Below are 26,901 nucleotides of genomic sequence, written 5' to 3' on the forward strand. Positions count from 1 at the left end.
GGCGTGCGCTCACCACTGGTAGCCGACGCCAACCGACGCACCGAGGTCACCGCGCGACGTGCTGCTCGCGGAGCCCTTCAGCACCCAGTTGCCGTTGTCGGACACGGTCGACAGGCCAAGCGCGACACCGCTCTCGCCGCGCCACGCGCCGCCGCCGAGCGCGACCATGCTCTTGCCCGGCAGGTACGCCTGCGGCAAGCCGGCCATCGCCATCGCCGCGGCAACGCCCGCGGTCAGCCGGTGATCCAGGCTCTGCAAGTCGCTGCGCACACCCGCGATCTGGCTCCCGAGGCCGTGTTCCATCGCGCGCAACTGGTTGACGTTGACCGCATCGGTGCCGGCCGTGCCCGGTGCCACGTTGACAACCTGGCGTTCGCGGCCCGCCGCGCCCATCGATACCGCGTTGTCGCGGCTGCCGTCGGACCCCGCACCCAGCGCGACCGAATTGCTGCCCGACGCCTTCGCACCATTACCGACCGCCGTCGAATTGCTGCCCGTCGCGCTCGCCTGGTTGCCGAGCGCCGTGCTGTTCGCACCCGACGCGACGGCACCCGCGCCGCCGGCAACAGCATTGCTGCCGCTCGCGGCAGGCGCGACCGGCGTCCGGTCCTGGCTGACCTGGAACATGCCGCCCGAGCCGTTCTTCACGCTGGTCACGTCGCCTTCGACATTCGTCATCCGGTCGCCGAGCTTGCGGACGTCATCGCCGACGTTCACGACATCGCCGGCCACCTTCTGCACCTGCTGGTCGGTGTAGTCCTTCGCTTCCTTGACCGCACCGTCGAGCTGGCGCACGTTCACGGCGTCCGTCGCTTCGCGGCCGTCGGCCACGTTGCTGATCGTGCGCTCGGCGCCCGGCGCACCGACCGACACCGTGCCGGCCGTACTGTTCTGCGCACCGGAGTATTTGCCGGTGTACTGCTCCGCGCCGCGATCGGCGACCGAGCCCGCGCCCAGTGCGACATCGCCGTCCTTGTTCGCGACCGCTCCGTTGCCGACCGCGACCGAGTTGACGCCGTTGGCGTTCGCGGCCGGCCCCATCGCCGCGCTGCCCAAGCCGTTCGCCTGCGAGTCGGGCAGCGGCGCCGTGCCGCCGTTCGCGTGGAAATACTTGATGCCGCCACCGTTCGCGATGTTGTCGACCTGGTCGCCGAGCCGCGTCACGTTCCGGTTCGTCTCGTACAGTTGCGAACCGTTGACCGCGTCCATGCTGGTCGCCGACAGTTCGCCGGCCGCGACGTTCGTGATCGTCGTCGGCGCGCCGCCCGGGTTCATCGTCACGTGCGTGTAGTCGATCGTGCCGTCCGGATTCCGGTCGTACTTCACCGCGCCGGCGCTCAGGTCGACGACGCCCGCCTGCAACGACTTCAACTGGCTGACGTTCACGGCATCGGTGTCGCCGGAGCCGGCCGCAACGTTCGTGATCCGGCGCTCCGCGCCGCTGCTGCCGATGCTCACTTCGCCGGCCGGGCTCGTGCCGGCCAGCTCGCCCGTGCCCGGGTTGTACGCCGCATTGCCGAGGGTCGTGCCGTCCGCGATCGCATCGGCACCCAGCGCGACACTGCCGGCATGGCTCGCCGTCGCCTGACGGCCCAGCGCCAGTGCGTCGTCGGCGCTGGCAGTTGCCGCGTAACCGACGGCCGTGCTGCCAGGTGCCTGTGCAAACGCGTCAGTCTGCGCGAGGCCCGCTTCGTTCGTGCGCGCGTAACGGATGCCCGTTCCGTTCTGGTCCGTGTACGACTGACTCGTATCGCCGGCGACGTGGTTCAGCGTGTCGCCCAGCTTCGTCACGTTTCCGTTCGTTTCGTTGAGCTGCGAGCCGTTGACGGCGTCGGTGCTGTTCGCCGACACGTCGCCCTGCGCGACATTCGTGATCTTCGTGCCACCGGTCTTGCCGCCGTCCGTCGAAGCCGGGCCGTCGAGCGTGATCCGCGTCTTCGGATCGCCCGGGTTGCCGTCGTACTTCACCGCGCGGTCGCTTACATTGCCGACGCTCGTTTCCACCGACTTCAGCTGGCTCACGTTCACGGCGTCCGTATCGGCCGAACCGGCCGCGACGTTCGTGATCCGGCGCTCCGCGCCGCCGCGGCCGATGCTCACTTCGCCAACCGGGTTCGTCCCCGCGAGAGGGCCGGTGCCCGGGTTGTATGCCGCGTTTCCGAGCGTGCTGCCGTTCGCGATCGAATGTGCGCCCAGTGCGACACTGCCGGCATGCGAGGCCGTCGCCTGGCGGCCCAGCGCCAGTGCGTCGTCGGCGCTGGCGGTTGCCGCGTAACCGACGGCCGTACTGCCGGGCGCCTGTGCGAACGCATCCGTCTGCGCGAGGCCCGCTTCGTTCGTGCGCGCGTAACGGATGCCCGTTCCGTTCTGGTCGGTGTACGACTGGCTCGTATCGCCGGCGATGTGGGTCAGCGTGTCGCCCAGCTTCGTCACGTTCTGATTCGTGTCGTAGAGCTGCGAACCGTTCACCGCATCCGTGCTCGTCGCCGACACGTCGCCAGCCGCCACGTTCGTGACCTTCGTCGGCGTGCCGCCCGGGTTCATCGTCACGCTGTTGTAGTTGATCGAACCATCGGGGTTCGTGTCGTACTTCACCGCCTGGTCGCTCGCCTGCCGAATCTTCTGATTCGTGTCGTTCAGTTGCGCGCCATTCACCGCATCGGTGCTGGTCGATGACACGTCGCCAGGTGCAACGTTCGTGATCTTCTGGCCGGCCATGTTCAGCCCCGCCCCCGACAACACCGGGCCGCCGTTGTCGATTCCCACGCTCGTGAACGTCGGCGTGTCGCTCGTCGCGATCGAAATCGTCGAACCGTTTTGCGTCAGCGCGATGTTCTTGCCTCCGTCGACCGTCATCGTCGCGCCCGGCTTGATCGCCGCCACCGACGTGCCGCTCGCGTTGCCGCTCGTCGTCACGTTCCAGCCTTCGTTCAGTGCGTTGATCGCGTCGCTGATCGTCGTCTGCTGGCCGCCCGCGATGTTGTACGTCGGGCCCGCCACCTTGCCCGTCGCCGGGTCGTACGACGCGCCTCCACCGATTGCCGATGCCGTGCTGCCGCCGAGGTTGTTGACGGTCTGGTTCGTCTGGTTCAGTTGCGCGCCATTCACCGCATCGGTGCTGGTCGATGACACGTCGCCGGGTGCGACGTTCGTGATCTTCTGCCCGGCCATGTTCAGCCCCGCCCCCGACAACACCGGGCCGCCGTTGTCGATCCCCACGCTCGTGAACGTCGGCGTGTCGCTCGTCGCGATCGAAATCGTCGAACCGTTTTGCGTCAGCGCGATGTTCTTGCCGCCGTCGACCGTCATCGTCGCGCCCGGCTTGATCGCGGCTACCGACGTGCCGCTCGCGTTGCCGCTCGTCGTCACGTTCCAGCCTTCGTTCAGCGCGTTGATCGCATCGCTGATCGTCGTCTGCTGGCCACCCGCGATGTTGTACGTCGGCCCCGTCACCTTGCCCGTCGCCGGATCGTACGATGCACCGCCACCGATTGCCGATGCCGTGCTGCCGCCCAGGTTGTTGACGGTCTGGTTCGTCTGGTTCAACTGCGCGCCGTTGACGGCATCCGTGCTCGTCGCCGACACGTCGCCCGCCGCCACGTTCGTGACCTTCGTCGGCGTGCCGCCCGGGTTCATCGTCACGCTGTTGTAGTTGATCGAACCGTCGGGGTTCGTGTCGTACTTCACCGCCTGGTCGCTCGCCTGCCGAATCTTCTGATTCGTGTCGTTCAGTTGCGCGCCGTTCACCGCATCGGTGCTGGTCGACGACACGTCACCGGCCGCGACGTTCGTGATCTTCTGACCGGCCATGTTCAGCCCTGATCCCGACAACACCGGGCCACCGTTGTCGATCCCGACGCTCGTGAACGTCGGCGTGTCACTCGTCGCGATCGAAATCGTCGAACCGTTCTGCGTCAGCGCGATGTTCTTGCCGCCGTCGACCGTCATCGTCGCGCCCGGCTTGATCGCCGCCAACGACGTGCCGCTCGCGTTGCCGCTCGTCGTCACGTTCCAGCCTTCGTTCAGCGCGTTGATCGCGTCGCTGATCGTCGTCTGCTGGCTGCCCGCGATGTTGTACGTCGGACCCGTCACCTTGCCCGTCGCCGGGTCGTACGACGCGCCGCCACCGATTGCCGATGCCGTGCTGCCGCCCAGGCTGTTGACGGTCTGGTTCGTCTGGTTCAGCTGCGCACCGTTCACTGCATCGGTGCTGGTCGACGACACATCGCCCGCCGCCACGTTGCCGAGCTTCGACGTCGCGCCGCCCGGGTTCAGCGTCACGCTGCCGTAGTTGACCGACCCGTCCGGGTTCGTGTCGTATTTGACCGCACGGTCCGACACCGCGGTCAACTGGTTCACGTTGACCGCATCGGTCGCGGCCGTACCACCGGCGACGTTCTTGATCTGGCGTTCGCTACCCGCGCTGCCGATCGACACGGCGCCGGTCGACGCAATCGCATCGCCGCTGAACTTTGCGGGACCTGCCGCATTCGCCGCGCCGACGCTGTTCGAGCCGAGCGCTACGCTGTCATCGACGCTCGTCACGGCCCCCGCACCGAGCGACACCGAGCTCGTCCCGCTCGCTCGCGTTTGGGTGGCCGGGTTGTAGTTCGCGCCATTCGACACGCCGTCGTTGCCGGCCGCACGCGAATCCGATGCGCCGATCGCGATCGACCGGTAGCCGTCCGCCAGCGCCGAGTGCCCCATCGCGATACCGCTCTCGCCCTTCGCATACGCGACATTGCCGAGCGCCATCGAATAATCGCCGGTTGCCGCCGATTGTCGGCCGATCGCGATACTCGTGTTGCCGCCCGACAGCGCAACCGGCCCGATCGCCACGCCCGAGTTGCCCTGTACCGCTGCCGCGCCGACTCCCAGCGCCACGCCACCCTGCGCGGCACTCGCGCGATCGCCGAGCGCCACGCCGGCCGACTGCGCGGACGCATTGTTGCCGACCGCCGTCGAACAGCCGTTGGTCAGCATGTACGTGGCGCCGCCCGACGACGTGTTGCCCGGATTTTTCCGGTCGACGAAACTCTGGCCGCAACTCGGGTCGACCGACGCCGTCTTGCCCGACGATGCGTTGTTGGCCCCGCCCGATACGACGGTCTGCGCAAACGCACCCGGCGTCATCGCCGCGAAACCGGTCGCGGCCACGCCCAGCGCGAGCAACCCGCGCGATACCTGCCGACGCGCGCTGCGCGCCGGCTTGCCGCACGCGGCGGCGTTCTCGTGAACCGCGATCCACGCGCGGACCGATTCATTCCAGATCGTTTTGTATATCTTGTTCATAGCGGTTTTATAGGTTCCGACGCAACCGATCAGTAGTGCAGATCAACCTGTTGTTGCTGACGCGAAAAGCAGGAAGCCGGGAGAAACCGAAGCAGACTGACGGACCGGGCGTTCGACGCGATGTCACTGGAACAGGTGACAACGCCGGACGATCCGGTCAGGAGAAGTGAGATCGATGGGGACGCAACGGGCCATGCCGTGCATCAACCAGGAGCTGTCGAAACGGACAGATCGCGGCGAAGGTTACGGCGCGTCAGGGTTTGGCGGTAGGTTGTCGACCCGATATCCAATATCGGCTCGATGCACATCCCTCGCGGAATGGCGCTTTAGTACCATCTTTCGATTGAAAAACGGATCGACATGCGAAATATTTTCCGGCTGGTTGTGAATACGTTGTATTTACCGGAAGATTCTTCGCATGCGGCGCGCATTACACGCCATCCGGGAATGAATCATGGAATTTCGGTGTGGATTATAAGCCGATTCTAATCAGACAAGAGGCGCGATTTCATGGATTTGTTGGCGACGATGCGGATCTACGTCAGGGTCGTAGAGCGCGGGACGATGTCCGGCGCGGCCCGGGATCTCGACATGGGCCAGCCGGCCGTCAGCGAGCGCATCGACAAGCTCGAGAAATTTCTCGGCACCCGGCTGTTGATGCGCAGTGCGCGCACGCTCAACTGCACGGAAGAAGGCCGTATCTTCTACGCGCGCAGCAAGGAGTTGCTCGAAGCGGCGGAAGACACGATTGCCGCGGTATCGAAAACGGAAAACACGCTCGTCGGCACGATCCGGCTCGCGGCGCCGCAATGCTTCGGCGAGGTCGTGATGCCGCACGCGCTGATGCAGATCCGCACGGCCTACCCGCGACTGCACATCGACCTGGTGCTGAACGACAACATCGTCGATCCGGTCACGGAAGGCGTCGACATTTCGATGCGTCTCGGCCAGCTCGGCGACGGCGGGTTCGTCGCGCATCCGATCGGCGAAGTCGGCCGCGTGCTCGTGGCCGCGCCGTCGTATCTCGACCGGTTTGGCCCGATCGAAACGAAGGCCGACCTCGCGAGCCATCCGTTCATCCGCGTGAAAGGCATCTTCGCGAACGAGCAGCTGCCGCTGCTGGATGAAGACAAGAGCGTCGAATACGCGCGGATCCAGACGGTGATGACGACGAGCCACTGGCGCCCGATGTACGACACGATCGTGGCCGGCGGCGGCATCGGCGTGGTCCAGTTGCCGGCCTGCATCACCGCATTCCAGCAGGGGAAGCTCGTCGAGATCCTGCCGCGCCATACGATCCCCGACTACGCGCTCAATGCGCTCGTGCAGGCGCAACGGCCGCTGCCGCCACGCGTGCGCGCGGTCGTCGACCTGCTGAAGAAGGAGGTCCCGCTGCTGCTGACGAAGCGTCGCCGGTAGCCGTCACCGGCCACCGGCGGAGGCCGTCACGCCTGCAGCGACTTGCCCGGCTCCTTCACGTGCGCGTCGACTTCCATCTGGTAGAAGCGTGCGCTGACGAAGCCGAACAGCGTCCAGCCCAGGAACACGCACAGGCCGCCGAGCATCAGCGCCTGCTCGCCCGAGCTGAACAGCGCATAGAAGCTGTACGCGGTGGCGACCATCGCGATCACGTTCGTCAGCAGCGCCTTGGCCGGCGGCACCTTCGCGACCTTCTGGATCGTGATCAGCGCGGCCATCGACATCACGTAGGGCACGAGGTTCGTGACGACCGCCAGATCGACGATCTTCTGGAACTGGCTGCTCAATTCCGGGCTGATCGTCATCAGCGCCAGCGCGACCTGCGCGACGAGCAGGATCACCATGCCGACGATCGGCGTGCCGGTGCGCGTCGCTTTCGCGAACACCGGCAGGAAGTAGCCGACATCCGCCGAGCTCTTGAAGACCTGCGCGACCGTGAACTGCCAGCCGAGCAGCGAGCCAATGCACGCGATCACCATCAGCGCGGTGACGATCGTGCCGACGGTCGGCGTGAACATCGTCGCGAATGCGATGCCGAACGGCGCGTTCGACTTCGCGAGGATCGCGTTGGGCACGATGCCCGCGATCACGTTGGTCGACACGATGTAGAAGATCGCCGACGCGATCGTGCCGCCAAGCACGGCGATCGGCACGTTGCGCTCGGGGTTCTCGACGGCATCCGAGTTCGCGCATGCCGACTCGAGGCCGAGGAACGCCCACAGCGTCACCGCGATCGAGCTGCCGACGGCCGGCCCGAACGGCATGTTGTTCGGGTTCCATGCCGCACCCCAGGTCGCGCCGCTGAACCAGAACCAGCCGATCAGCGACACGACGACGACCGGGACGATCACGCCCCATACGGTCACCGCGCCGATCCGGCCGGTGATGCGCGAGCCGCCGAAGTTCGCGACCGTCGTGAGCACGAGCAGGAAGATCGTCCACATCCCCGTCTGCAGCGGCGACAGCGTCGCGTCGAACAGCACGGTGCCGTAGCCGACCGCCGTGACGCCAATTGCGACGTTGGCGATCACGAGCGACAGCCCGTACGTATAGTTCGCCATGTAGTTGCCGGCCTTGCCGAACGCGTATTCCGCGTAGCCGCCCATCCCGCCCGGCTTGCGGCTCAGCATCCCGCAGCGCGCGAACGCGTAGGCCAGCGCGAGCGAGCCGCCGGCCGTGACGATCCACGACAGCAGCGAGATCGTGCCGACCTGCGCGAGCTTCGACGGCAGCAGGATGATGCCTGAGCCCATCATGTTGACCGCCGTGAGGATGGTCAGCTGCCAGACATTCATCCGGTTCTTCGACGCGGCCGCCGGGGCCGCGTCGGTCATGCGCGCTGCGTTTTCCATGATGTCGATCCTTCGATGTGAGGCCGCGCGCGGCCGGTCGCTCGTTCGTCCGTTCAGGCGCTCACGCCGTCAGGCAGTACACGCGATAGGTGCCGTCCTCGACTTCCACGCCGTGCGTGTCGTGCGCAAAGCCCGGGAAACGCCGGTCGTACGCTTCGAGCGCCTTCAGGTAGCCGAGCACCGGGCCGCCGGCCGGCCCCGCGTTCTCGCCCGGCATCAACAGCGGAATACCCGGCGGATACGGCACGACGCCGGTGGCGACCGTGCGCCCGGCCAGTTCTTCGAGCGTGACCTGCTCGACGCGGCCCTGCACGAGATGCTCGTACGCGCGCACCGGGCTCATCTCCGGCGTCGGCAGGATCGAGAACGCCTCCGACATCAGCCGCGTCGTGCCGAGTTGCTCCATCGCCGCGAACATCGTGTCGGCCAGGTCCTTCAGCCCCATGCCCGCATACCGTGAACCATGCTCCTTCGCGAGCGACGGAATCGCCATGTCGAGCGGCAGGTTCGCATCGTAGTCGCGCTTGAAGTCGCACAGCGCGCTGACGAGCGAGCCCCACTTGCCCTTCGTGATGCCGATCGAGAACAGGAACAGGATCGTGAAGTCGGTCGTCTTCTCGACGACGATCCCGCGCGCATCGAGATACGCGGTCACGACGCTCGCCGGGATGCCGACCGGCATCAGGCCGCCGGCCGGTGCGACGCCCGGCGTGACGATCGACACCTTGATCGGATCGAGCATGCAGTAGCCGTCCTCGATGTTGCCGAAGCCGTGCCATTGCGCGCCGGGACGCAGCACCCAGCATGCGGGGTCGCTCGCGAGCAGCTCGGGCGGCGCATCGTGGAACGGCAGCGTGCGGCCCGTGCGCGCCTCGAGCACGGTGTCGGGTTGCCAGCATTCGAAGAACCAGTCGCCCTTCGCGCCGAATTCGCTGTTCATCCGCGCGATCATCTGGCGAAACGCGACGGCCTCCTCGATCGACTCGTGCGTCAGCGCGGCGCCACCGGGGCCGTCCATCATCGCCGCGGCAACGTCGTTCGACGCGATGATCGCGTAGTTCGGCGACGTCGATGCGTGCATCATGAACGTTTCGTTAAACTGACCATGCGGAATCGGGCTGCGGCCGTCGCGCACGTGGATGTAGGACGCCTGCGACAGCGCGGTCAGCAGCTTGTGCGTCGACTGCGTCGCGAACACCGTGGGGCGATCCGTGTGATGGTCGCGCGGGTCGCCGTGCATCGCATGGCGGTCGCGGTAGATCGGGTTGAAACGCGCGTAGCCGTACCAGGCTTCGTCGAAGTGCAGCCGGTCGACGCTCGCGCCGAGCAGTTCTTCCACGCGCGTGACGTTGTAGCAGAGGCCGTCGTACGTCGAGTTCGTGATGATCGCGTGCTTCGGCTGGCGATCGGCCAGCCCGGCCGCGAGCGGGTTCGACGAGATCGCTTCGCGAATCGCCGTCTGCGTGAGGCGCTCGGAGGCGATCGGTCCGATGATCCCGTAGCGGTTGCGTGTCGGCACGAGGTAGGTCGGGATCGCGCCCGACATCGTCATCGCGTGCTCGGCCGACTTGTGGCAGTTGCGGTCGCACAGCGCGATCTGGTCGCGGCTCACGCTCGCCATCAGGATGATGCGGTTCGACGTCGACGAGCCGTTCGTCACGTGATAGGTGCGATGCGCGCCGAACACGCGCGCCGCGTAGCGCTCGCTTTCGCCGATCGGGCCCGAGTGGTCGAGCAGCGAGCCGAGTTCGCCGACCGAGATCGACAGGTCCGAGCGGAACAGCGATTCGCCGAAGTATTCGAAGAACGCGCGGCCGACCGGCGATTTCAGGAAGCCCGTGCCGCCCGTATGTCCGGGCGTATGCCACGAGTATTCATAGACGCGGGAGAACTTCGCGAGCGCGCCGAACATCGGCGGCAGCACGGTCGAGCGATAGCGTTCGATCGCCGCGTGGATGCGCCCGCCGATGAAGTCGGCCGTATCTTCGAGCAGCCACACGAAATCGTCGACCTGCCCCATCACCGCGGACGGCACCGACGACGCGACGCTGCGGTCGGCCAGCAGGAAGATCGGCACATTGGCGTTGCGCTGCCGGACCGCGTCGACCACGGCCTCGGACGGCCCGTGGCCGTCCACGCCGAGATCCCAGTCGAGCAGCACGCACTGGATCGACGGATCGGAACGGATCAGCATGATCGCATCGTCGGCGGATGTCGCCGTGAGCACGTCGATGTCGCGTTGCACGAGCTCCGCGCTCAGCGTACGGACCGCACGCCCGGTCGCCGTTTCCTGCGTGATCTCGTCATCGACCAGCAGTGCACGCATGCCGAGACGACGAATGCCACCGGCTGAAGTATTCATGATGTTGCCCTCGCGGTTCCGATGCTTCGATTGTTGTGTTGTTCATCCCACGAGCACGCGGACAGCAGGCTACGGTCCGCAGCGTGAGACGCTCGCAATTCCGGTTTGATTCGCCATCCAATTCGGAGCCGACTATGCCATAGATGCCTTTCGATGAAAAGCTGACGATTCGGTGAAACTATCGGCGCCTTTCAAAACGGATTTCATAATTTGATCATTTTTATGTGCACTGCAGCATGCCAATTCCAGATTATTTGATCATGCTCATCTCGTAATGACATAGTCGATTGCGGTCGATTGAATTCGCATGCTTTTGTTGCTACGATCGGCTGCGCCGGGCACTGTCCGAACGCGGCTGTGCCTCGCCAGGCAAGGCCAAGTCGAGCAGCGCGCATTCGGCATTCAGTATTCGCGGGAGCGTTTCAATCGGCTATGGCGCATGTCGGATCAGGACGGCGCGCCGGTGCGAATAGCGCTCCCGCTTCCGCACATTTACGGGAGAGTTCGCGTGAGCCTGTTGAAAATCGCAGTCGAGCCGGCGCTGATTGGCGCCTTCCTCACCACGCACGAACAGGTCGACGTATTCCAGACCGATTTCACGAATATCGCGGCAATCGTCGTCGGAATCGAATCGGCACAAAAGGTGCTGAAAACCGTTGAAAGAACCGGTTTCGCGATTCCGTTCTTCGTCGCGGTGGAACCCGACCAGGAAGTGCCGCCGTCGATCCTGCCGAGCGCGAACGGCGTGATTCAGCTCCGCCACGGCGGCCGCCACTACTACGGCCGGCAGATTTCCGCCGCCGCCGACATCTACAGCGAGAACCTGCTGCCGCCGTTCTTCAAGGTCATGCGCGAATACGTGCAGCGCGGCTACGTCGAGTTCGACTGCCCGGGCCACCAGGGCGGCCAGTTCTTCTCGAATCACCCGCTCGGCCGGATGTTCTTCGACTTCTTCGGCGAAACCATCTTTCGCGCCGACCTCTGCAATGCGGACGTCCGGCTCGGCGACCTGCTGATCCACGAAGGCCCCGCGCTGGAAGCGCAGCGCAACGCCGCGCGGATCTACAACGCGGACAAGACCTACTTCGTGCTGAACGGCACATCGACGTCGAACAAGGTCGTCACGAGCGCGCTGCTCGCACCCGACGATCTCGTGCTGTTCGACCGCAACAACCACAAGTCGGTGCACCTCGGCGCGCTGGTGCTGTCGGGCGCACGGCCGGTCTACCTCGAAACCGCGCGCAACGCGTGGGGCCTCATCGGCGGCGTCGACAGCGCGGCGCTCGACGAAGCACGCATTCGCGACGCGATCCGCGACGTCGCACCCGAGCGCGCCGACCTGCCGCGCCCGTTCCGGCTCGCGGTGATCCAGCTCGGCACCTACGACGGCACGATCTACAACGCACGCGAGATCGTCGACCGGATCGGGCATCTGTGCGACTACATCCTGTTCGATTCGGCATGGGTCGGCTACGAGCAGTTCATCCCGATGATGCAGGACTGCTCGCCGCTGATGCTGACGCTCGGCCCCGACGATCCCGGCATCTTCGTCACGCAGTCGGTGCACAAGCAGCAAGCCGGCTTCTCGCAAACATCGCAGATCCACAAGAAGGACAGCCACATCGAAGGCCAGAAGCGCTTCTGCGATCACCGGCGCTTCAACAACGCGTACATGATCCATGCGTCGACGAGCCCGTTCTACCCGATGTTCGCGGCGCTCGACGTCAACGCGCAGATGCACGCGGGCCCGGCCGGCAAGCGGCTGTGGCGCGACTGCGTCGCGCATGGCGTCGATGCGCGCAAGCTGCTGATGAAGACCTGCCGCCAGATTCGCCCGTTCGTTCCGCAACAGATCGACGGCCGCCCGTGGGCCGACTACCCGACCGAGCAGATCGTCGACGACCTGCGCTTCTTCCGCTTCCACCCGGCCGACACCTGGCACGGCTTCGAAGGCTATGCGGACGACCAGTATTTCGTCGACCCGTGCAAGCTGCTGCTGACGACGCCCGGCATCGATCGCGACACGCACGAGTACGCGCCGTTCGGCGCGCCGGCGCCGATCCTCGCGCGCTACCTGCGCGAGCACGGCGTCGTGCCCGAGAAAGCCGACCTGTACACGATCCTGTTCCTGCTCACGCCGTCGGAAAGTTTCGGCAAGCTGCAGCATCTGGTCGCGCACCTTGCGCAGTTCGAGCGCCATCTCGACCAGGACACGCCCCTGCGCGAAGCGATTCCGTCGCTGTGCGAAGCGTATCCGGAGCTGTACGGCACCATGCGCCTGCGGCAGCTGTGCCAGCGCATGCACGACTTCTACCGCAGCCACGACATGAAGCACCTGCAAAAGCAGATGTTCCGGCGCGCGCAATTCCCGAAGCAGGTGATGCAGCCGCAGGCCGCGAATGCCGAGCTGATCCGCAACAACGTCGAGCTCGTCACGCTCGAGCGCATCGAAGGCCGGATCGCGACCGAAGGCGCGCTCCCCTATCCGCCCGGGATCTTCTGCGTGGTGCCCGGCGAAGCGTGGGGCGGCCCGGCGCTCGACTATTTCCGTGCACTGGAGGCCGGGATCAACGCGCTGCCGGGCTTCGAGCCGGAGATCCAGGGCGTGTACCTGGAAACGAAACCGGACGGCACGAAGCAGGCGTCGGCGTATGTGGTGGCGGCCGGCGTCGACGCATCGCGCGCCTGAACTTGCCGGGCGGCCATGCGCCGCCCTTCTTCGCGACTGCCGCCCTTCTTCGAGACTGCCGCACGGCGCGGGCGCGGGCGCCAGGCATCGACACTTGCGCCCCGCCTGACCGTGCGGTACCGTCCTGCTTTCCGGGATAACCGAAGCCTCGCCTCGAAACCCATCCGTCGATTCGATCCGATGCGGCCCCGCCCCTGCCCGGCGCTGTCGTGTCGGCCGTACAGGAGGGGTTTGCGATGGACGTTCGCGTGTACCTGCTGGCCGCCGCCGTGTTCCTGGCCGGCGTCGCCGAAAACATCTGCGTCGGCATCCTGCCGGCGATCTCCGCCGGCCTTCACGTGTCGCTTGCGGCCGCCGGCCAGCTCACCACCATCTTCTCCGCCGTATTCGCACTGGCCGCGCTCGTTGCGGCCGCCTGCGTTGCGCGCGTCGAGCGGCGCACCGCGCTGCTCGCGGCACTCGGCGCGTTCGCGGCCGCGAACCTGATTGCCGCCGCGAGCCCTGGTTATGCGAGCCTGTTCGCCGCGCGCGTGCTGATGGCCGCGAGCTGCGCGACGCTGATCCTCGTCGCGACACGGTTCGCGGCCGAACTCGCCCCCGCGTCGCAACGCGGCCGCGCGATCGGTATCGTGTTCATGGGGATCAGCGCGTCGCTCGTGCTCGGCGTGCCGATCGGGATGCGGATCGCCGAATGGGCCGGCTGGCGTGCGGTGTTCGTGTCGATCGCCGTGCCTGCCCTGCCGCTCGGGATCTGGCTCGCCCGCCGGCTGCCGCGCATGGCGCCGGCGTCAGCCGGCATGCCGGCCGGGCCTTCGTATCGCGCCGTGCTGTCCCGGCCACGGATGCTGGCCGCGCAACTCGTGTCGATCGCGATGATCGGCGGGCATTTCACGCTGTTCGCCTATCTCACGCCGTATCTGCAGGCCGTGCTGTCGCCCGGCGCGGCGGCGCTCGAAGGGCTGTACGTCGCGTTCGGGATCGCCGGCGTGACCGGGGCATGGCTCGGCGGACTGTTCTCGGACCGGCTCGGCGCGTCACGCGCGCTGTGCGCATGCCCGGCCGTGTTTCTCGTCGCGATGGCCGTGCTGCCGGCGGCCGGCGCATCGCCGCTCGCGTTCGTGCCCGCGATGATGCTGTGGGGCGGCATCAGCTGGTCGATCTCGCCGATCGTGCAGAACTACCTGATCCACGCCGCGCCGTCGCTGGCCGATGCAAGCGTCGGCATCAACGTGTCGGCCATGCATGCGGGTGTCGCGCTGGGGTCGGCGCTCGGCGGCGTGCTCGTCGGGCGCGACGCACTGCTCGTCACGCCGTGGGCCGGATGCATACTCGTGACCGTCGCGCTGGCCTGCGCATGCGTCGCGGCATGGCCTGCTCGACGGGCCGTGCCGATCGCTTGAATCATGGCAGGCGGCGCAAGGCGCGCGAGCGCCGCATCACCACGCCTGCCGGTAAATCTCCAGCGCATCGGCCTCCGTCACCTCGCGCGGATTGTTCACGAGCAGGCGCGTCTGCAACATTGCATCCGATGCCATCCGCGGCAGGTCGCTTTCGCCAATGCCCACTTCGCGCAGGGTGCGCGGAATGCCCGTCGCGACGATCAGCCGGTCGATTTCGGCGATCAGCGCGTGCGTGCGCGCTTCGTCGCTGCCCGTCGCCGACGGCGCGACGATCGCCGCGAGTTCCGCATACAGCGGCGCGGCGGCCGGCGCGTTGAAGCGCAGCACGTGCGGCAGCACCAGTGCATTCGAGAGCCCGTGCGGCACGTGGAAAATGCCGCCGACCGGATAGGCCAGCGCATGCACGGCCGCGACCGGCGCATTCGCGAACGCCTGCCCCGCGAACATCGCACCGACCAGCATCGCCTCGCGCGCATGCCGGTTCCGGCCGTCGTCACACGCTGCCAGCAGGTTGCGAGACAGCAGCGTGAGCGCGTGTGTCGCCAGCATGTCGGACACCGGATTCTTCAGCCGCGCGGACGTATACGCCTCGATCGCATGCACCATCGCGTCGATGCCCGTCGCGGCCGTCGCCGCACGCGGCAGGCCGAGCGTGAGTTCCGCGTCGAGGATCGCGACGTCCGCGAACAGGTTCGGCGACACGACGCCCATCTTGCGCGCCTCGCCGACCGTCACGATCGACACGGCCGTCACCTCGGAACCCGTGCCGGCCGTGGTCGGCATCTGCACGAGCGGCAGCCGCGCGCTCGTGACCTTGTCGACACCGTACATGTCGGCCAGCGCCTGCTGTCGCGGCGCGAGCACCGCGATCAGCTTCGCGACGTCCATCGACGACCCGCCGCCCAGGCCGAGCACGATCTCGGCATCGGCCGCGACGGCGCGCTCGGTTGCTTCGAGCACCACGTGCTCGGGCGGATCGGCGATCACGTCGTCGATCACGGTCACCTGCCAGCCGTGCGCGGCGAGGCTCTCCAGCGCGGGCGCAAGCACGCCGCTGCGATGCAGGAACGCATCGGTGACGACGCACAAGCGCACGAGCGCCGGAAAGCGTTCGCGCAACAAGACGCCGAGCCGGCGCGCGGCGCCGAATTCGACGATCTGCGTCGGAACGGTACGGAATTGAAACGGGTTCATCGGGTGCCTCCCGGTGGCGTCGCCGTGCCGGTGTCCGGCTGCACCATGTAGCGCGACACGTCGCGGCGATCGAGCAACGGAATGATCGCGCCGATCCCGATCCGCTGGAAATGCGGCGTTTCCCGATGCGCGTCGAGGCCGTCCGCGTCGCGGTAGCGCTCGAGGATCACGATGTGGTCGGGGTTCTCCGGCGAGCGGAAATACGCATAGTCGAGATTCTTCGGCTCGGCGCGCGTCGCCGGCGCGAGTTCCGCGAGCAGCTCGATCACGCGGTCGCCGTTGCCGGGCGCTGCGAAGTAATGCGCGATGACCTGCAGGTAAGGTTCGTTCATGATGCGCTCCATGTTCGACGCAAACCCGTCACGCCGACGGGTCGAAATTCCACCATGCGCTGTCGCTCGTCGACACCGCGACCGCCCCGTTCCGCCTCGCACTGCGGACGTCGTCCGCGTTGCCGACGAAGCCCGACGCGACGATCGGCGGCAGCGCCTGCCGGTCCGCTTCGCTCAGGTGCGCAAGCATCGGCGCCGGCATCAGCTGCACGAGGTTCGGATCGCTCTGCTCGATCGCCTTCACGCTGCGCGGCCACGTCGAGCGATCGGTCACGAACACCTTCTGCATCGTGATCAGCCCCGCGCGGTTCGCCCGCTGGATCGTCGCGACGCGCGTCGACACGACGCTTGCGACGCCGATATCGGCCAGATACTCGACGCCGCCCTTGTCCTGGGACAGCCCGTCGCAACTGTCGATGTTGACGATCACGAACTTGCCGGCCCGGGCGAGCGCCGCGACCACCGCCTGCAACCGGCGCAGGTCGACGTTCGCGACGATGCCGACCTCGGCCTCGCTGTCGATGAAGCTGTCGGCCTGCTCGACGCCATACAGCGTGGCGATGACGGGATGACGGGCGAGACGCGCGCCCAGCGACTTGTCCATGACGTTTACCGGTCGACGTGCGGGCCGGTCTCGTCGCCGAGACCGAGCTTGCCGGGGTTGAGGATGTGCTTCGGATCGAGCGCGCGCTTCACCGTCTGCAGCACGGGAAATGCCGTGCCCAGCGAATCGCGCATGTACGGCGAACGCAGCAGCCCGACGCCGTGGTGATGACTCAACGCCGCATTGTATTGGATCAGCACCGCGTTTGCCGCGTCCCATGCGGCACGGTACCACGCGGCCCGCTCGGCCACCGCGACGTCGCCACGCAGCGAGAAATACAGGCACGCGCCGTCGGCATACGCATGCGACTGGTGCGCGGATCCGGCCAGCGTGCCCGGCACGGCCTGCAGCGCGGCCACCACGTCGCGATAGATCGCCGCGAGATCGCGCCAGCGGCCGCACATCTCCAGCGTGTCGGCGACGAAGCCCGGGCTGCGCTTGAAGCCTTCCGCGCTCTTGCCGGTCAGGTACCGAGTGTCGAGCCACTTCTCGAAGATCGCGTCGCCGTCGAGCTTGCGCCCGCCTTCCTCGCCGACGCGTGCACTGATCGCCATCACCGCGTCGACCATCTCGCGCGCGCCTTCGTCGGCAATCAGCAGCACGTTCGTATCGGGCAGACCGAACTGCACGCCGCTCTCGAGTTCGTCGTAGAGCCGCAGCGCCGCCGGGTTCGCGCCGCGCTGCAGGATTTCGCGGCACGCGTCGAGGCCGGCCGCGAACGTGCCGAAACCGTACGCGATCGCGCGGCCGTAATCGGGCAGCCGATGCAGCTTCAGGCGCGCACGCACGATGATGCCGAGCGTCCCTTCGCTGCCGATGAACAGTTGCTGCAGATCGGGGCCGACCGCCGCGCGCGAATAGCCGCCGAGCGTGACGAGACTGCCGTCCGCGAGCACCACGTCCATCCCGAACACCATGTCCTCGATCTTGCCGTAGCGCGTCGACAGTTGCCCCGCGCCGCGGCACGCGATCCAGCCGCCCACCGTGCTGATCCCGAACGACGACGGCCAGTGCCCCATCGTCAGCCCGTGCTCGCGCTGCAGCGTTTCCTCGAACACGTCGCCGAACATCCCGGCTTCCACGTCGACGATCTGGCTCTCGGTATCGACACCGATCAACCGGTTCAGCCCGCATACGTCGAGGACGATGCCACCGCGCACCGGCAGCGCCGCGCCCGTCACGTTGCTGCGGCCAGCGGACGCCGTCACCGGAATCGTCGCCGCGTGCGCGATGCGCATCACGGCCTGCACCTGCTCGACCGTCGACACGCGCACGACGACCGCATCCGGCGTCGCGGGCCGGCCGGCGGTTTCCGCGACCATCGACGCGGCCCACCAGTCGCGCGTCCACGTGACGACGTCGGCCGGCTGCGCGAGCACCTCGTCGGCCACCGCGCGCAGCGCCTCGACCTGCTGCGGCGACACCGCGACCGGCGCGCGCTGCATGCCGGCCGCGGCCGGTGCGCCGCCTGCCGCGGGCAAGTTCAGCGAGTATGGGGGCGGCGTATGCGCGCCGACGACGTAGTTGCCGCGGTTGTAGCCGCGCTTGATGGCTTCCTTGCTGATCATCCGTTTTCTCCCATGAGGATGGCTTTTTCGAGTGCGACGGCGGCGACGTAGTCGCGCACCTGGCTGGCGACGGCTGCATCGGACAAGCCGAGCTCCGCCTGAAGAATCGCGCCGACGCGCGGCGCCGCGCGTGCGGACGCATCGCGCGCCATCAGCCGCGCGCGGGTGCGGCGCGACAATACGTCGTCGACGCTGCGCGCGAATTCGTGGCGCACCGCATAGAGCACTTCCGCTTCGCTGTACGGCAGCCCTTCGACGATCGGCGCGAGCAGCGACGGCGTCGCGTCGGCGAGATCGCCGACGAAGCGCGCCTCGGTGCCGTAGCGTTCGCCGAGATGCGCGGCGAGCCCGCCCGATGCGACGATCGCCTGCGGGTCGTAGCCGGCCGCGCCGAGCAGGTACGCCGATTTCGTGCGGCAGCGCGTGCGGCGGCCGAGCAGCTTGCCGACCGTATCGATGGTCTGCTCGGCCATGTGCCGCGACGTCGTCAGCTTGCCGCCAACGATCGTCACGAGCCCGTCGGGTGCGACATGAATCTCGTGATTGCGCTTCATCTCGATCGTCTTGCCGCCTGGCGGGCCGACCAGCGGCCGGCATCCGGCGATGCTGCCGACCACGTCGGCCGCGTTCAGGTCGACCTTCAACGCGGACCGTGCGCCTTCCAGCAGGAAATCGAGTTCCTGCCGCGTGCAATGCACGTCGTCGAGATCGCCGTCGTAGTCCTCGTCGGTCGTGCCGAGATACGACACGTTGCCCCAGCGCGTAATCGTCGCGCGGCGGTTGCGGCCCGGCACGGGGATCGTCACCGTGCAGTCGTTGCGGATCTTCAGCCACGGGATCGCGACATGCACGCCCTTCGCGGGCCGTACCTGCAACGCGGCCGTATCGCCCTTGCGCGCACCGGTCCAGTCGCGCAGCCATACGCCGGTCGCCATCACGACCACGCGCGCCCGCACGCGCCGCTCGCGGCCGTCGGCATGCACGATCGCGCCGTCGACCTTTCCGTGGCCGTCGCGCGTCAGCTCGACCACGCGCGCGTGGTTTGCGACCGTCGCGCCGTGAAATGCGGCCGTGCGCACGAGGTTCAGCGTCAGGCGCGCATCGTCGACGCGCGCATCGAAATACAGGAAGCCACCCGTCAGGTAGGTTTCGTTGAAGGTCGGGCAATGCGACAGCACTTCGGCCTTCGTCAGCTTCTGATGCAGGATCCCCTCGCGCCAGCCGCCGGCGATGTCGTAGGTCCACAGCAGGCTTTCGAAGGCTTTCGCGAGGCGCTTGTCGAACACGCCCTCGCGCTCCATGACCGGGAACAGGAACGGCAAGCGCTGCACGAGATGGCGCGCGTTGCGCCGCAATCGCTGCCGTTCGAGCAGCGAATGGCGCACGAGCCCGAGATTGCCCTGCTCGATATAGCGCAGCCCGCCGTGCACCATCTTCGACGATTTCGACGACGTGCCCGACGCGAAGTCGCTCTTCTCGACGAGCGCGACGCGCAGCCCGCGCAGGCTCGCATCGAACGCCGCGTATGCGCCCGTCACGCCGCCTCCGACGATCAGTACATCGAACGTATCTGCTTCGAGTCGCGCCAGATGCTCGTCGCGGTTCACGCGCAGCGGCTCGGTACCCGTCATGCCGGCGCGGTCCGTCGGTGGTTTTCTGGATGGCAAAAACATCATGCTGGTCGTTCTCCGTGCTTACGCGTGAGCAAAATCGGCCGCGTGCGCGAGTTCGGACGCGATCCGCGCATGCCAGGCCGCGCGCCGGCGCTGCCGGCTGTCCGCATCGATCGAGGGTTCGAATACGGCGTCGGTGACGAGCGTCGCGCGGGCCGCGTCGAGCGAATCCCACAGCAGCCCCGATGCCCCCGCGAGGAAGGCCGCGCCGCGCAGGCTCGCCCGGTCGCCTTCGCGCATCCTGCGCACGGGAACGCCGCTTACGTCGGCCTGGATCTGCAGCAGCGTGTCGCTGCCCGCGAGGCCGCCACCGACGATCAGCTCGGACACATCGGCCCGCGCGACGGCCTGGTTGGCCTCCATGCACGACGCGACCGAATGCGCGATGCCTTCGAGCACCGCGTACGCCACCTCGGCCTGCGTCGTCGCGATCGAGATGCCCGACAGCAACGCGCGCGCATTCGGCTCCATCCTCGGCACGCGCAGGCCGGTGAGCGCCGGCACGAACGTCACGCCGCGTGCCGACTGCACGGTGCCCGCCAGTGCGCTGACCTGCGCGGGATCGTCGAACCAGCGCAACTTTTCGCAGACCCAGCGCAACGCCGATCCCGTCGTCGCGACGAAGGTCTCGAGCGAGTAATGCGACACGCCGCCGTGCCGCCGCGCGGTCATCGCCAGCGTGCCGTCGTGCGCATGACCGGGTTGCGCCTGCGATCCCACGTCGGGGCGCACCGTCCCGGTCAGCAGGTCGACGAAGCTGCCGGTGCCATGCACGCAAATCGCCTGGCCGCGCTCGACGCAGCCGAGACCGACTGCGCCCGCGAACTGGTCGCCCGCGCACGCCAGGATCGGCACGTCGATACCGAGCACGTCCTCGCGCGTGCGGCCAAACGTGTCGGCGTCTTCGCGCAGCGCGGGCAGCAATTCGCGTGGAAAGCCCAGCGTGTCGAGCCACGGGTCGAAATAGCGATGTTCGCCGAGCAGGTAGGCACTGGCGGAGGTCGCATTGGTCGGCGTCGTCACGCACTCGCGCGCATCGGACAGATGCCACATCAGCCACGTATCGATCGTGCCGAACGCGAGCCGGCCCGCGCGATGTGCGTCGGCTACCGCCTGCGACGTCCGCATCTGATGCACGGCCCACAGATACGGCGAGCGCACGCCCGCCGGCCGGCCGACCTGCGGCACGAGCACGCGGTCCCAGTCGGCCGCGAGGCGATCGAGCTCGGCCGCATGACGGGTGTCCTGCCAGACCATCGCCGGCACGAGCGCGCGCCCGGTCCGCGTATCCCACAGCACGGCGGTCGCACGCTGCGTCGCGAGCGCCAGCGCGACAATGCGCACACCCTGCTCATGCGCATGGGCGAGCGTCGCGCGGCAGACTGCCAGCGTCTTGTCGAGAATCGTGTTCGCGTCCTGTTCGACGACGCCGGGCCGCGGGCTCTCGACCGACAGCGGCAGGTATTCAAGGCACGATACGTGCCCGCTCGCGTCGACGAGCGCGGCACGCGTGCCGGACGTGCCTTCGTCGATCGCGAGAATGGCGTTTCGGGTTTCGGTCATCGCTGCGTTTTCTCGATGGCGGGTTTCAGGAAGGCCGACGCGGTGCGCGCGTCGTCGCCGAAGTGCGGCGCGTCGGGTTCGTTGTCGGGATTGATCGTCGTACGCGTCGGGTCCCAGCGGATCGCAAAGCAGATCGCGCTTGCGATGCACGGCACGATCGCCAGGATCAGGAACGTATGTTCGAGGCCGTAGCGCGCGCGAAACAGGGGAAAGACCAGCAGGCCGAGCGCCGCGCCGATCGAGCCGAGCGCGCCGACGATGCCGTTCGCGCCCGCACGCAGTTCGCCGCGAAACGACAGCGACGACAGGCTCTTGCCGTTCGCACCGGGGCCGGCCGAGTGGAACAGGATGAACAGTGACGGCACGACCACCGACAGCCACAGCGGCATGCGCGCATGGAACAGCCCGAGCACGACCAGCATCGCCCAAACCGCCGCGAAGCCGATCGCCGACGCGCGTCGCAGGCCGACTCGGCGGCCGACCGCCGACGACGAGAAACCGCCGACGATCCCGAACAGGTTGAACACGAGCGCGCCGAGCGTCGCGTAGACGAAGTCCTTGCCGAACAGCGCCGCGCTGATCAGCGGCAGATACCAGCCGATCGCGAAATATTCGATCGACTGGCCGATCTGCACGGTCGCGGCGAGGATCGTGCGCGGCAGATAGACACCGCGGAAGATCAGCAGCACGTTCGCGAGGCCGCGCGTGGCCGGATTGACGACGGGCGTGCGTTCATGCGCGGGCGCGGCGACGAAGGCCTGCCCGTAGATGCGCGTCATTGCCCGCGCCGCGTCGTCGAGCCTTTCCTTGCGCGCGAGCCAGATCGGGCTTTCGACGAGGAATGCGCATTGCAGCGCGAGGATGGCGACGCCGAACACCGCGGTGGCCGCCACCGAGTAACGCCAGATCGAATCGCCGACCTGCCACGCATGGAACACCAGCGCGAGCAGCAGGTTCAGGCAGACGGCCGTGTACCACATGCCCTGCCAGGTATTGAGCCGGCTCTTCAGGCGGCCCGGCGTGAACTCCGCGAGCATCGCCATCGCGATCGCGAAGTCGATTCCGTACGCCATCCCGACGAAGGAGCGGCCGGCGAGAATCGCGTTGAAATCCGGTGCGAACACCACCAGCAGCGCGCCGATCACCGACAGCAGCTTCGCGGCGATCAACGGCCGCACGCGGCCCCACCTGTCGGCCATCCAGCCGCCGATCGGGTTGAACGCGATCGCGACCCACGATGCGAACGACGTCATCCATGCGACCTGCGCGGCCGACAGATGCAATTCGTGCGTCATCGGCCCGAGGCCGGCGCTCAATGCCGAGTTGGAAAATGCGTCGAGAAACAGCCCGCCGAGCGACAACCACCAGACGAGTCCCGCCCGGCCCGCAATACCGGGGCGCGCGTCGAGAAAGGAGATGACGTCTTCAATGCCATGAAGCTTGACAGCGATCGTTTGCACAATCGGCCTCCGTATATTTTTTCTGTAAGAGGCTCGACATTGCAGATGCGATCGACGCATGGAGAGACCATCTTACAGATAGTCTCTTATCTAGATCTGCCAGCGCAATTTACGGCGGGCAGCGCGCCTGTGTCAAGCGCGGTCGGTTGTGCGTTGCAGCGAGCGGCGCATCGTCGCCCCGCCTGATAGTTGTGTCCGCAACGTCGTTCGCAAGCGGGCGACGCACCGCGAACCACGCGTTTACCACGGCACGGTCCGCCCCAGATAGTCGAGGTATTCGAGCCCTGGCCGAGCCCGTTTCGCGAGCAGCACGTCGACGAGGCTCGGCACGCTTTCGTCGATGGACAGGCGCGCATCGGGCCCGCCGAGCTCGGTGCGCACCCAGCCGGGCGCCATCAGCGCCAGCGCACGCCGCGTATCGGCCTGACGCGCCGCGAAGCTGCGCATGAACTGGTTCAGCGCAGCCTTGCTGCCGCGATATACCTCGCGCATCCCGCTGACGTTGTTCGCGACGCTGCCCTGCCCCGACGACATCGCGCCGATCAGGCCGTCCGCGGTCACGAGATCCTGCAGTGTCTCGATCACGCGCATCGGCGCCAGTGCATTCGTGATCATCACGCGCACGAATTCGTCGGTCGTCACTTCGCCGATCGTTTCATTCGGATCGTTGGTGGTCCCCGCATTCACGAACAGCATGTCGAAGCACCTGCCCGACAGTCGCTCGCGCAACGCGGCCAGTTGCGTGGGCTCACAGATGTCGAGCGTCTCGATCTCGAGCCGGCCGTCGTACCGGCTCGCGACGTCGTGCAGCTTCGTGCGCCCCGATCCTTCGCGCACGGTACCCATTACATTCCAGCCCTTTTCCAGGAATGCCTCCGCCATCGCGAGCCCAAGGCCGCGCGAGGCCGCGACGAGCAGGATCGTGGGTACGTTTCGATTCGATTCAGTCGATTTCATGGTGTCAGCCTTTGCCGAGTTGCGTCATGGGCCCACTATAGGCATCCATCACAACAGGCGCCAGACGCACCAGATGCAATCCATAGTTGCATCAAACGCCATGTTATTCGCGCAAAAGCGTATTCTGTCCTCATGGAAGACATCGACCTGAACCTCGTCACGGCGCTCGATGCGCTGCTGTCGGAAAGCAGCGTGACCGGCGCCGCGCGCCGGCTCGGCCTGAGCACGTCCGCGATGAGCCGCACGCTCACGCGGCTGCGGAGCGCCACCGGCGATCAACTGCTCGTACGCGCCGGGCGCAAGCTCGTGCCGACGCCGCACGCGGCCGCGTTGCGCGATCGCGTGCATGCGATCGCAAGCGACGCACGCGCCGTGCTGCGGCCGGCGACGGCCGACGTCGACCTGACGACGCTCGCAGCGACGTTCACCATTCGTGCGGCTGCATCGTTCATGGAAATGCTGTCCGGCCCCGTGGTCGCCGCGCTCGGCGAAGTCGCGCCGCATGTGCGTATCCGCTTCGTACCGAAGCTCGACCGCGATCCGCAAGCACTGCGCGACGGCACGGTCGACCTGGAAATCGGCAAACGCGGCGACGACGCGCCCGAGCTGCACACGCGCATGCTCTTTCACGACTGGCACGTCGCGGTGGCACGCGCCGGGCACCCGCTGTTCGCGTCGGCCAGGATCACGCCGGCACGCTACGCTGCCTGCCGTCACGTCATCTCGGCCCAGCTCGGCGATTTCAGCGGGCCGGCCGACGATTCGACCGATCGACCCGGCTCGGGCCAGCCCGTGCACGTCGTGGTCCCCGGCTACCCCGACGCGATGCGCGTCGCGGCCAGCACCGACCTGATCGCGCTGGTGCCGCGCTCGAGCCTCGGCAACGCTTTCTCGCCCGGGCTCACGGAAACCCTCGGGCTGCGCAGCTTCGACATCCCGGTTCGCCTGCCGGCGATCCTCGTGTCCGCGCTGTGGCATCCGCGCATGCACGGCGACTCCGTGCATCGCCGTCTGCGCGACGCGGTCATTGCGGTCTGCCAGCGTGCGTATCCGGATTCCCGCCCGCCGCGCGCAACGGTGCGCGGCACCGGCACCGGCACACGCAAGACCGGCTGACGCACGGCTCAAACCAGCCGGCCGCCGCCGTCGATGTGCAGGATTTCGCCATTCATGAAGCCGTTGCCCAGCAGGAACGCGATCGCCTCGCCCACTTCGTCCGCGTGGCCGACGCGCCCGCCCGGCAACGCCGATGCGGCCCCCGCGAGGATCGTGTCGCGCGCTTCCGGACCGAACGCGTCGTAAAGCGGCGTCTCGACGAAACCGGGCGCGACGACGTTCACGCGAATCGGCTTCAGCTCCAGTGCGAGCGACTGCGCCAGCGCCTCGACGCCGCGCACGGCGGCGGCAATGACGGACGTGCCATGCGCGGCCGGCCGATCCGACAGTTGCCCGCCGGTCAGCACGATCGAGCCGGTCGCGGGCAGCAGCGGCAACGCGGCCCGGATTGCATACACCGGCCCGGCGATGCGCTCGTGCAGCGCGGCAAGCAGACGATCGGGATCGGTCTCGTTCAGCTTGCCGGCAATGAACTGGCCGGCCGTGACGACCAGGTGATCCACGCGCGTCATCGCGTCGAATACGGCTTGCACCGCGTGCCGGTCCGCGATGTCGGCCACGGCGATGCCTGCGCCGCCGATCGCTTGCGCAGCGGTCTCGAGCTTTGCACGGGTCCGCCCGACCAGCGTGACGCTGGCGCCCCGCGCCTTCGCGGCGTTCGCCGCCGAAAGACCGATTCCGGAGCTCCCGCCGAAAATCACGACGTGTGCGCCGCCCAGTGTCGAAAATTGCGTTGCCTCGTTCATGTCGACTCCTCGTCAAGGATTGAAGGTTCGCGAACGTTAGGTCATTCTCGATTGCACCGGAACGTGGGAGACTTGCATAAGGTTCATGCCATAAAGGAATGAGATGGATGCATTGCGCTCCATGCGCGTGTTCGTCCGCGCGATCGAGCTGGGCAATTTCTCGGCGGTCGCGCGCGAGGAAGGCACCGGCCAGCCGACGATCAGCAAGATCGTCGCCGCGTTCGAACAGGAACTGGGCGTGCGCCTGCTCGAACGCTCGACGACGAGCCTCGCGCCGACCGACGAAGGCCGCCGGTTCTACGACCGCTGCAAGCGCGTGCTCGATGAATACGAAAGCGCGGTGGCCGAGGCGCGCGGGCAAACGTTGCGCCCGGCCGGCAAGCTGGTCGTCAATGCGCCGCTCGGGCTCGGCGAACTGAGGCTGAATACGCTCGTGCTCGAATTCCTCGCCGCGTGGCCGGAAATCGACGTCGAACTGCACCTGACCGATCGCGTGATCGACCTGGTCGAGGAAGGTGTCGACGTCGCGATTCGCCTCGGCCACGTCCTGCCGCCGGACGCCATCGCACGCCACATCGCGTCGTCGCCGCGCCTGCTGGTGGCCACGCCCGGGTATGTGGCGCAGGCACCGAAAATTCGCCGCCCGGAAGACCTGGCGAAGCACACGTATGTCGGGTACGCCCGCACGGACATCATCGGGAGCGAACTGCAATTCGCTCGCGGCGACGAATCGGTCACCGTTCCGGTACACGGCCGGTATCGCGTCAACAGCTCGATCGCGTTGCGGGAGTGCTTCCTGGCCGGGCAAGCAGTCGGCAGCGCGCCGGCGTGGCTCGTCCAGGACCTGATCGATGGCGGACAGCTCGTCCGGCTGCTGCCGAAGTGGGACATGGTGCCGCCGCATGCGCTGCATCTCGTCTACGCGTCGCGCCGCCATCTGCCGCTCAGGACCCGCACGTTCCTGCAATTCATGACGCAACGCATTCCCGAACTGCCCGGGTTCCGCGCGACGCCGACACCAACCGCGCCGGCCACGCGGCCAACCCGCTGACCGCCGGCATCGATCCATCCCTTTTTCCCGACCCTCCGAATCCCCACTATTGGAGCGCGCGCC

The 26,901-nt window shown here is 67.3% G+C and carries 17 protein-coding genes; 5 read left to right on the forward strand and 12 right to left on the reverse strand.

Translation table 11 applies throughout. The annotated features are described in order from the left end of the window. Positions 1-9: 9 nt before the first annotated feature. Positions 10-5,292 carry a YadA-like family protein gene (locus tag KEC55_RS22005; RefSeq protein ID WP_282510746.1) on the reverse strand — a complete coding sequence of 1,761 codons (5,283 nt, stop codon included), beginning with the start codon at positions 5,290-5,292 and terminating at the stop codon, positions 10-12. Between the two features lie 510 nt (positions 5,293-5,802). Between KEC55_RS22005 and KEC55_RS22010 the strand changes: the two genes are divergently transcribed. Continuing rightward, complete coding sequence (locus KEC55_RS22010; protein ID WP_282510747.1) at positions 5,803-6,711, forward strand: LysR family transcriptional regulator; 909 nt, start codon at positions 5,803-5,805, stop codon at positions 6,709-6,711. Between the two features lie 26 nt (positions 6,712-6,737). On the opposite strand, the gene potE is transcribed toward KEC55_RS22010, so the two are convergent. Beyond that, positions 6,738-8,123 carry a putrescine-ornithine antiporter gene (potE, locus tag KEC55_RS22015; RefSeq protein ID WP_282510748.1) on the reverse strand — a complete coding sequence of 462 codons (1,386 nt, stop codon included), beginning with the start codon at positions 8,121-8,123 and terminating at the stop codon, positions 6,738-6,740. A gap of 61 nt (positions 8,124-8,184) precedes the next feature. Beyond that, on the reverse strand, positions 8,185-10,485 hold the full coding sequence (locus tag KEC55_RS22020; RefSeq protein ID WP_282510749.1) for an Orn/Lys/Arg decarboxylase N-terminal domain-containing protein: 2,301 nt from the start codon (positions 10,483-10,485) through the stop codon (positions 8,185-8,187). Positions 10,486-10,993: 508 nt separating this feature from the next. Here KEC55_RS22020 and KEC55_RS22025 point away from each other — a divergent pair. Continuing rightward, positions 10,994-13,174 (forward strand): ornithine decarboxylase, encoded by a 2,181-nt coding sequence (locus KEC55_RS22025; RefSeq protein ID WP_282510750.1) that lies wholly within the window; start codon positions 10,994-10,996, stop codon positions 13,172-13,174. 236 nt (positions 13,175-13,410) lie between these two features. Next, complete coding sequence (locus tag KEC55_RS22030) at positions 13,411-14,574, forward strand: MFS transporter (RefSeq protein ID WP_282510751.1); 1,164 nt, start codon at positions 13,411-13,413, stop codon at positions 14,572-14,574. A gap of 36 nt (positions 14,575-14,610) precedes the next feature. Here the strand turns inward: KEC55_RS22030 and KEC55_RS22035 are convergent, their stop codons facing one another. From KEC55_RS22035 to KEC55_RS22070, 8 genes are all read right to left on the reverse strand, one after another. Beyond that, a complete protein-coding gene (locus KEC55_RS22035) occupies positions 14,611-15,768 on the reverse strand; it encodes an iron-containing alcohol dehydrogenase (RefSeq protein WP_282510752.1) in 1,158 nt (385 codons plus the stop codon). Then, the gene (locus KEC55_RS22040) at positions 15,765-16,100 is read right to left on the reverse strand and encodes a putative quinol monooxygenase (protein WP_124450101.1); all 336 of its coding nucleotides are present in this window, start codon (positions 16,098-16,100) and stop codon (positions 15,765-15,767) included. Before KEC55_RS22040 ends, KEC55_RS22035 begins: the two co-directional genes overlap by 4 nt. A gap of 28 nt (positions 16,101-16,128) precedes the next feature. After that, a complete protein-coding gene (locus KEC55_RS22045) occupies positions 16,129-16,704 on the reverse strand; it encodes a glycerol-3-phosphate responsive antiterminator (protein ID WP_282510753.1) in 576 nt (191 codons plus the stop codon). Between the two features lie 5 nt (positions 16,705-16,709). Further along, positions 16,710-18,272: an FAD-binding oxidoreductase gene (locus KEC55_RS22050; RefSeq protein ID WP_282510754.1), complete on the reverse strand. Its 1,563-nt coding sequence runs from the start codon at positions 18,270-18,272 to the stop codon at positions 16,710-16,712. Further along, a complete protein-coding gene (locus tag KEC55_RS22055) occupies positions 18,269-19,948 on the reverse strand; it encodes a glycerol-3-phosphate dehydrogenase/oxidase (protein ID WP_282510755.1) in 1,680 nt (559 codons plus the stop codon). Before KEC55_RS22055 ends, KEC55_RS22050 begins: the two co-directional genes overlap by 4 nt. Before the next feature lie 18 nt (positions 19,949-19,966). After that, positions 19,967-21,508 (reverse strand): FGGY family carbohydrate kinase, encoded by a 1,542-nt coding sequence (locus tag KEC55_RS22060; RefSeq protein ID WP_282510757.1) that lies wholly within the window; start codon positions 21,506-21,508, stop codon positions 19,967-19,969. Then, positions 21,505-22,968: an MFS transporter gene (locus tag KEC55_RS22065; protein WP_282510758.1), complete on the reverse strand. Its 1,464-nt coding sequence runs from the start codon at positions 22,966-22,968 to the stop codon at positions 21,505-21,507. The genes KEC55_RS22060 and KEC55_RS22065 overlap by 4 nt, the downstream gene beginning before the upstream one ends. Before the next feature lie 240 nt (positions 22,969-23,208). Continuing rightward, positions 23,209-23,925, reverse strand: a complete 717-nt coding sequence (locus KEC55_RS22070) for an SDR family oxidoreductase (RefSeq protein ID WP_282510759.1) — start codon at positions 23,923-23,925, stop codon at positions 23,209-23,211. Positions 23,926-24,057: 132 nt separating this feature from the next. On the opposite strand from KEC55_RS22070, the gene KEC55_RS22075 reads away from it, so the two are divergent. Continuing rightward, the gene (locus KEC55_RS22075) at positions 24,058-25,041 is read left to right on the forward strand and encodes a LysR substrate-binding domain-containing protein (protein WP_282510761.1); all 984 of its coding nucleotides are present in this window, start codon (positions 24,058-24,060) and stop codon (positions 25,039-25,041) included. Between the two features lie 8 nt (positions 25,042-25,049). On the opposite strand, the gene KEC55_RS22080 is transcribed toward KEC55_RS22075, so the two are convergent. Then, positions 25,050-25,787: an SDR family oxidoreductase gene (locus KEC55_RS22080; RefSeq protein WP_282510763.1), complete on the reverse strand. Its 738-nt coding sequence runs from the start codon at positions 25,785-25,787 to the stop codon at positions 25,050-25,052. A gap of 103 nt (positions 25,788-25,890) precedes the next feature. Here KEC55_RS22080 and KEC55_RS22085 point away from each other — a divergent pair, with 103 nt between their 5' ends. Further along, a complete protein-coding gene (locus KEC55_RS22085) occupies positions 25,891-26,838 on the forward strand; it encodes a LysR family transcriptional regulator (protein WP_282510765.1) in 948 nt (315 codons plus the stop codon). Positions 26,839-26,901 lie beyond the last annotated feature (63 nt).

It is taken from the genome of Burkholderia cepacia, assembly GCF_029962485.1.
Lineage (GTDB): Bacteria > Pseudomonadota > Gammaproteobacteria > Burkholderiales > Burkholderiaceae > Burkholderia.

Bases quoted from the DNA above. Each gene is read 5' to 3' on its own strand.
- KEC55_RS22005 (WP_282510746.1), bottom strand. From the start codon at position 5,292: ATGAACAAGATATACAAAACGATCTGGAATGAATCGGTCCGCGCGTGG.
- KEC55_RS22010 (WP_282510747.1), top strand. From the start codon at position 5,803: ATGGATTTGTTGGCGACGATGCGGATCTACGTCAGGGTCGTAGAGCGC.
- potE (WP_282510748.1), bottom strand. From the start codon at position 8,123: ATGGAAAACGCAGCGCGCATGACCGACGCGGCCCCGGCGGCCGCGTCG.
- KEC55_RS22020 (WP_282510749.1), bottom strand. From the start codon at position 10,485: ATGAATACTTCAGCCGGTGGCATTCGTCGTCTCGGCATGCGTGCACTG.
- KEC55_RS22030 (WP_282510751.1), top strand. From the start codon at position 13,411: ATGGACGTTCGCGTGTACCTGCTGGCCGCCGCCGTGTTCCTGGCCGGC.
- KEC55_RS22035 (WP_282510752.1), bottom strand. From the start codon at position 15,768: ATGAACCCGTTTCAATTCCGTACCGTTCCGACGCAGATCGTCGAATTC.
- KEC55_RS22040 (WP_124450101.1), bottom strand. From the start codon at position 16,100: ATGAACGAACCTTACCTGCAGGTCATCGCGCATTACTTCGCAGCGCCC.
- KEC55_RS22045 (WP_282510753.1), bottom strand. From the start codon at position 16,704: ATGGACAAGTCGCTGGGCGCGCGTCTCGCCCGTCATCCCGTCATCGCC.
- KEC55_RS22050 (WP_282510754.1), bottom strand. From the start codon at position 18,272: ATGATCAGCAAGGAAGCCATCAAGCGCGGCTACAACCGCGGCAACTAC.
- KEC55_RS22055 (WP_282510755.1), bottom strand. From the start codon at position 19,948: ATGATGTTTTTGCCATCCAGAAAACCACCGACGGACCGCGCCGGCATG.
- KEC55_RS22060 (WP_282510757.1), bottom strand. From the start codon at position 21,508: ATGACCGAAACCCGAAACGCCATTCTCGCGATCGACGAAGGCACGTCC.
- KEC55_RS22070 (WP_282510759.1), bottom strand. From the start codon at position 23,925: ATGAAATCGACTGAATCGAATCGAAACGTACCCACGATCCTGCTCGTC.
- KEC55_RS22075 (WP_282510761.1), top strand. From the start codon at position 24,058: ATGGAAGACATCGACCTGAACCTCGTCACGGCGCTCGATGCGCTGCTG.
- KEC55_RS22080 (WP_282510763.1), bottom strand. From the start codon at position 25,787: ATGAACGAGGCAACGCAATTTTCGACACTGGGCGGCGCACACGTCGTG.
- KEC55_RS22085 (WP_282510765.1), top strand. From the start codon at position 25,891: ATGGATGCATTGCGCTCCATGCGCGTGTTCGTCCGCGCGATCGAGCTG.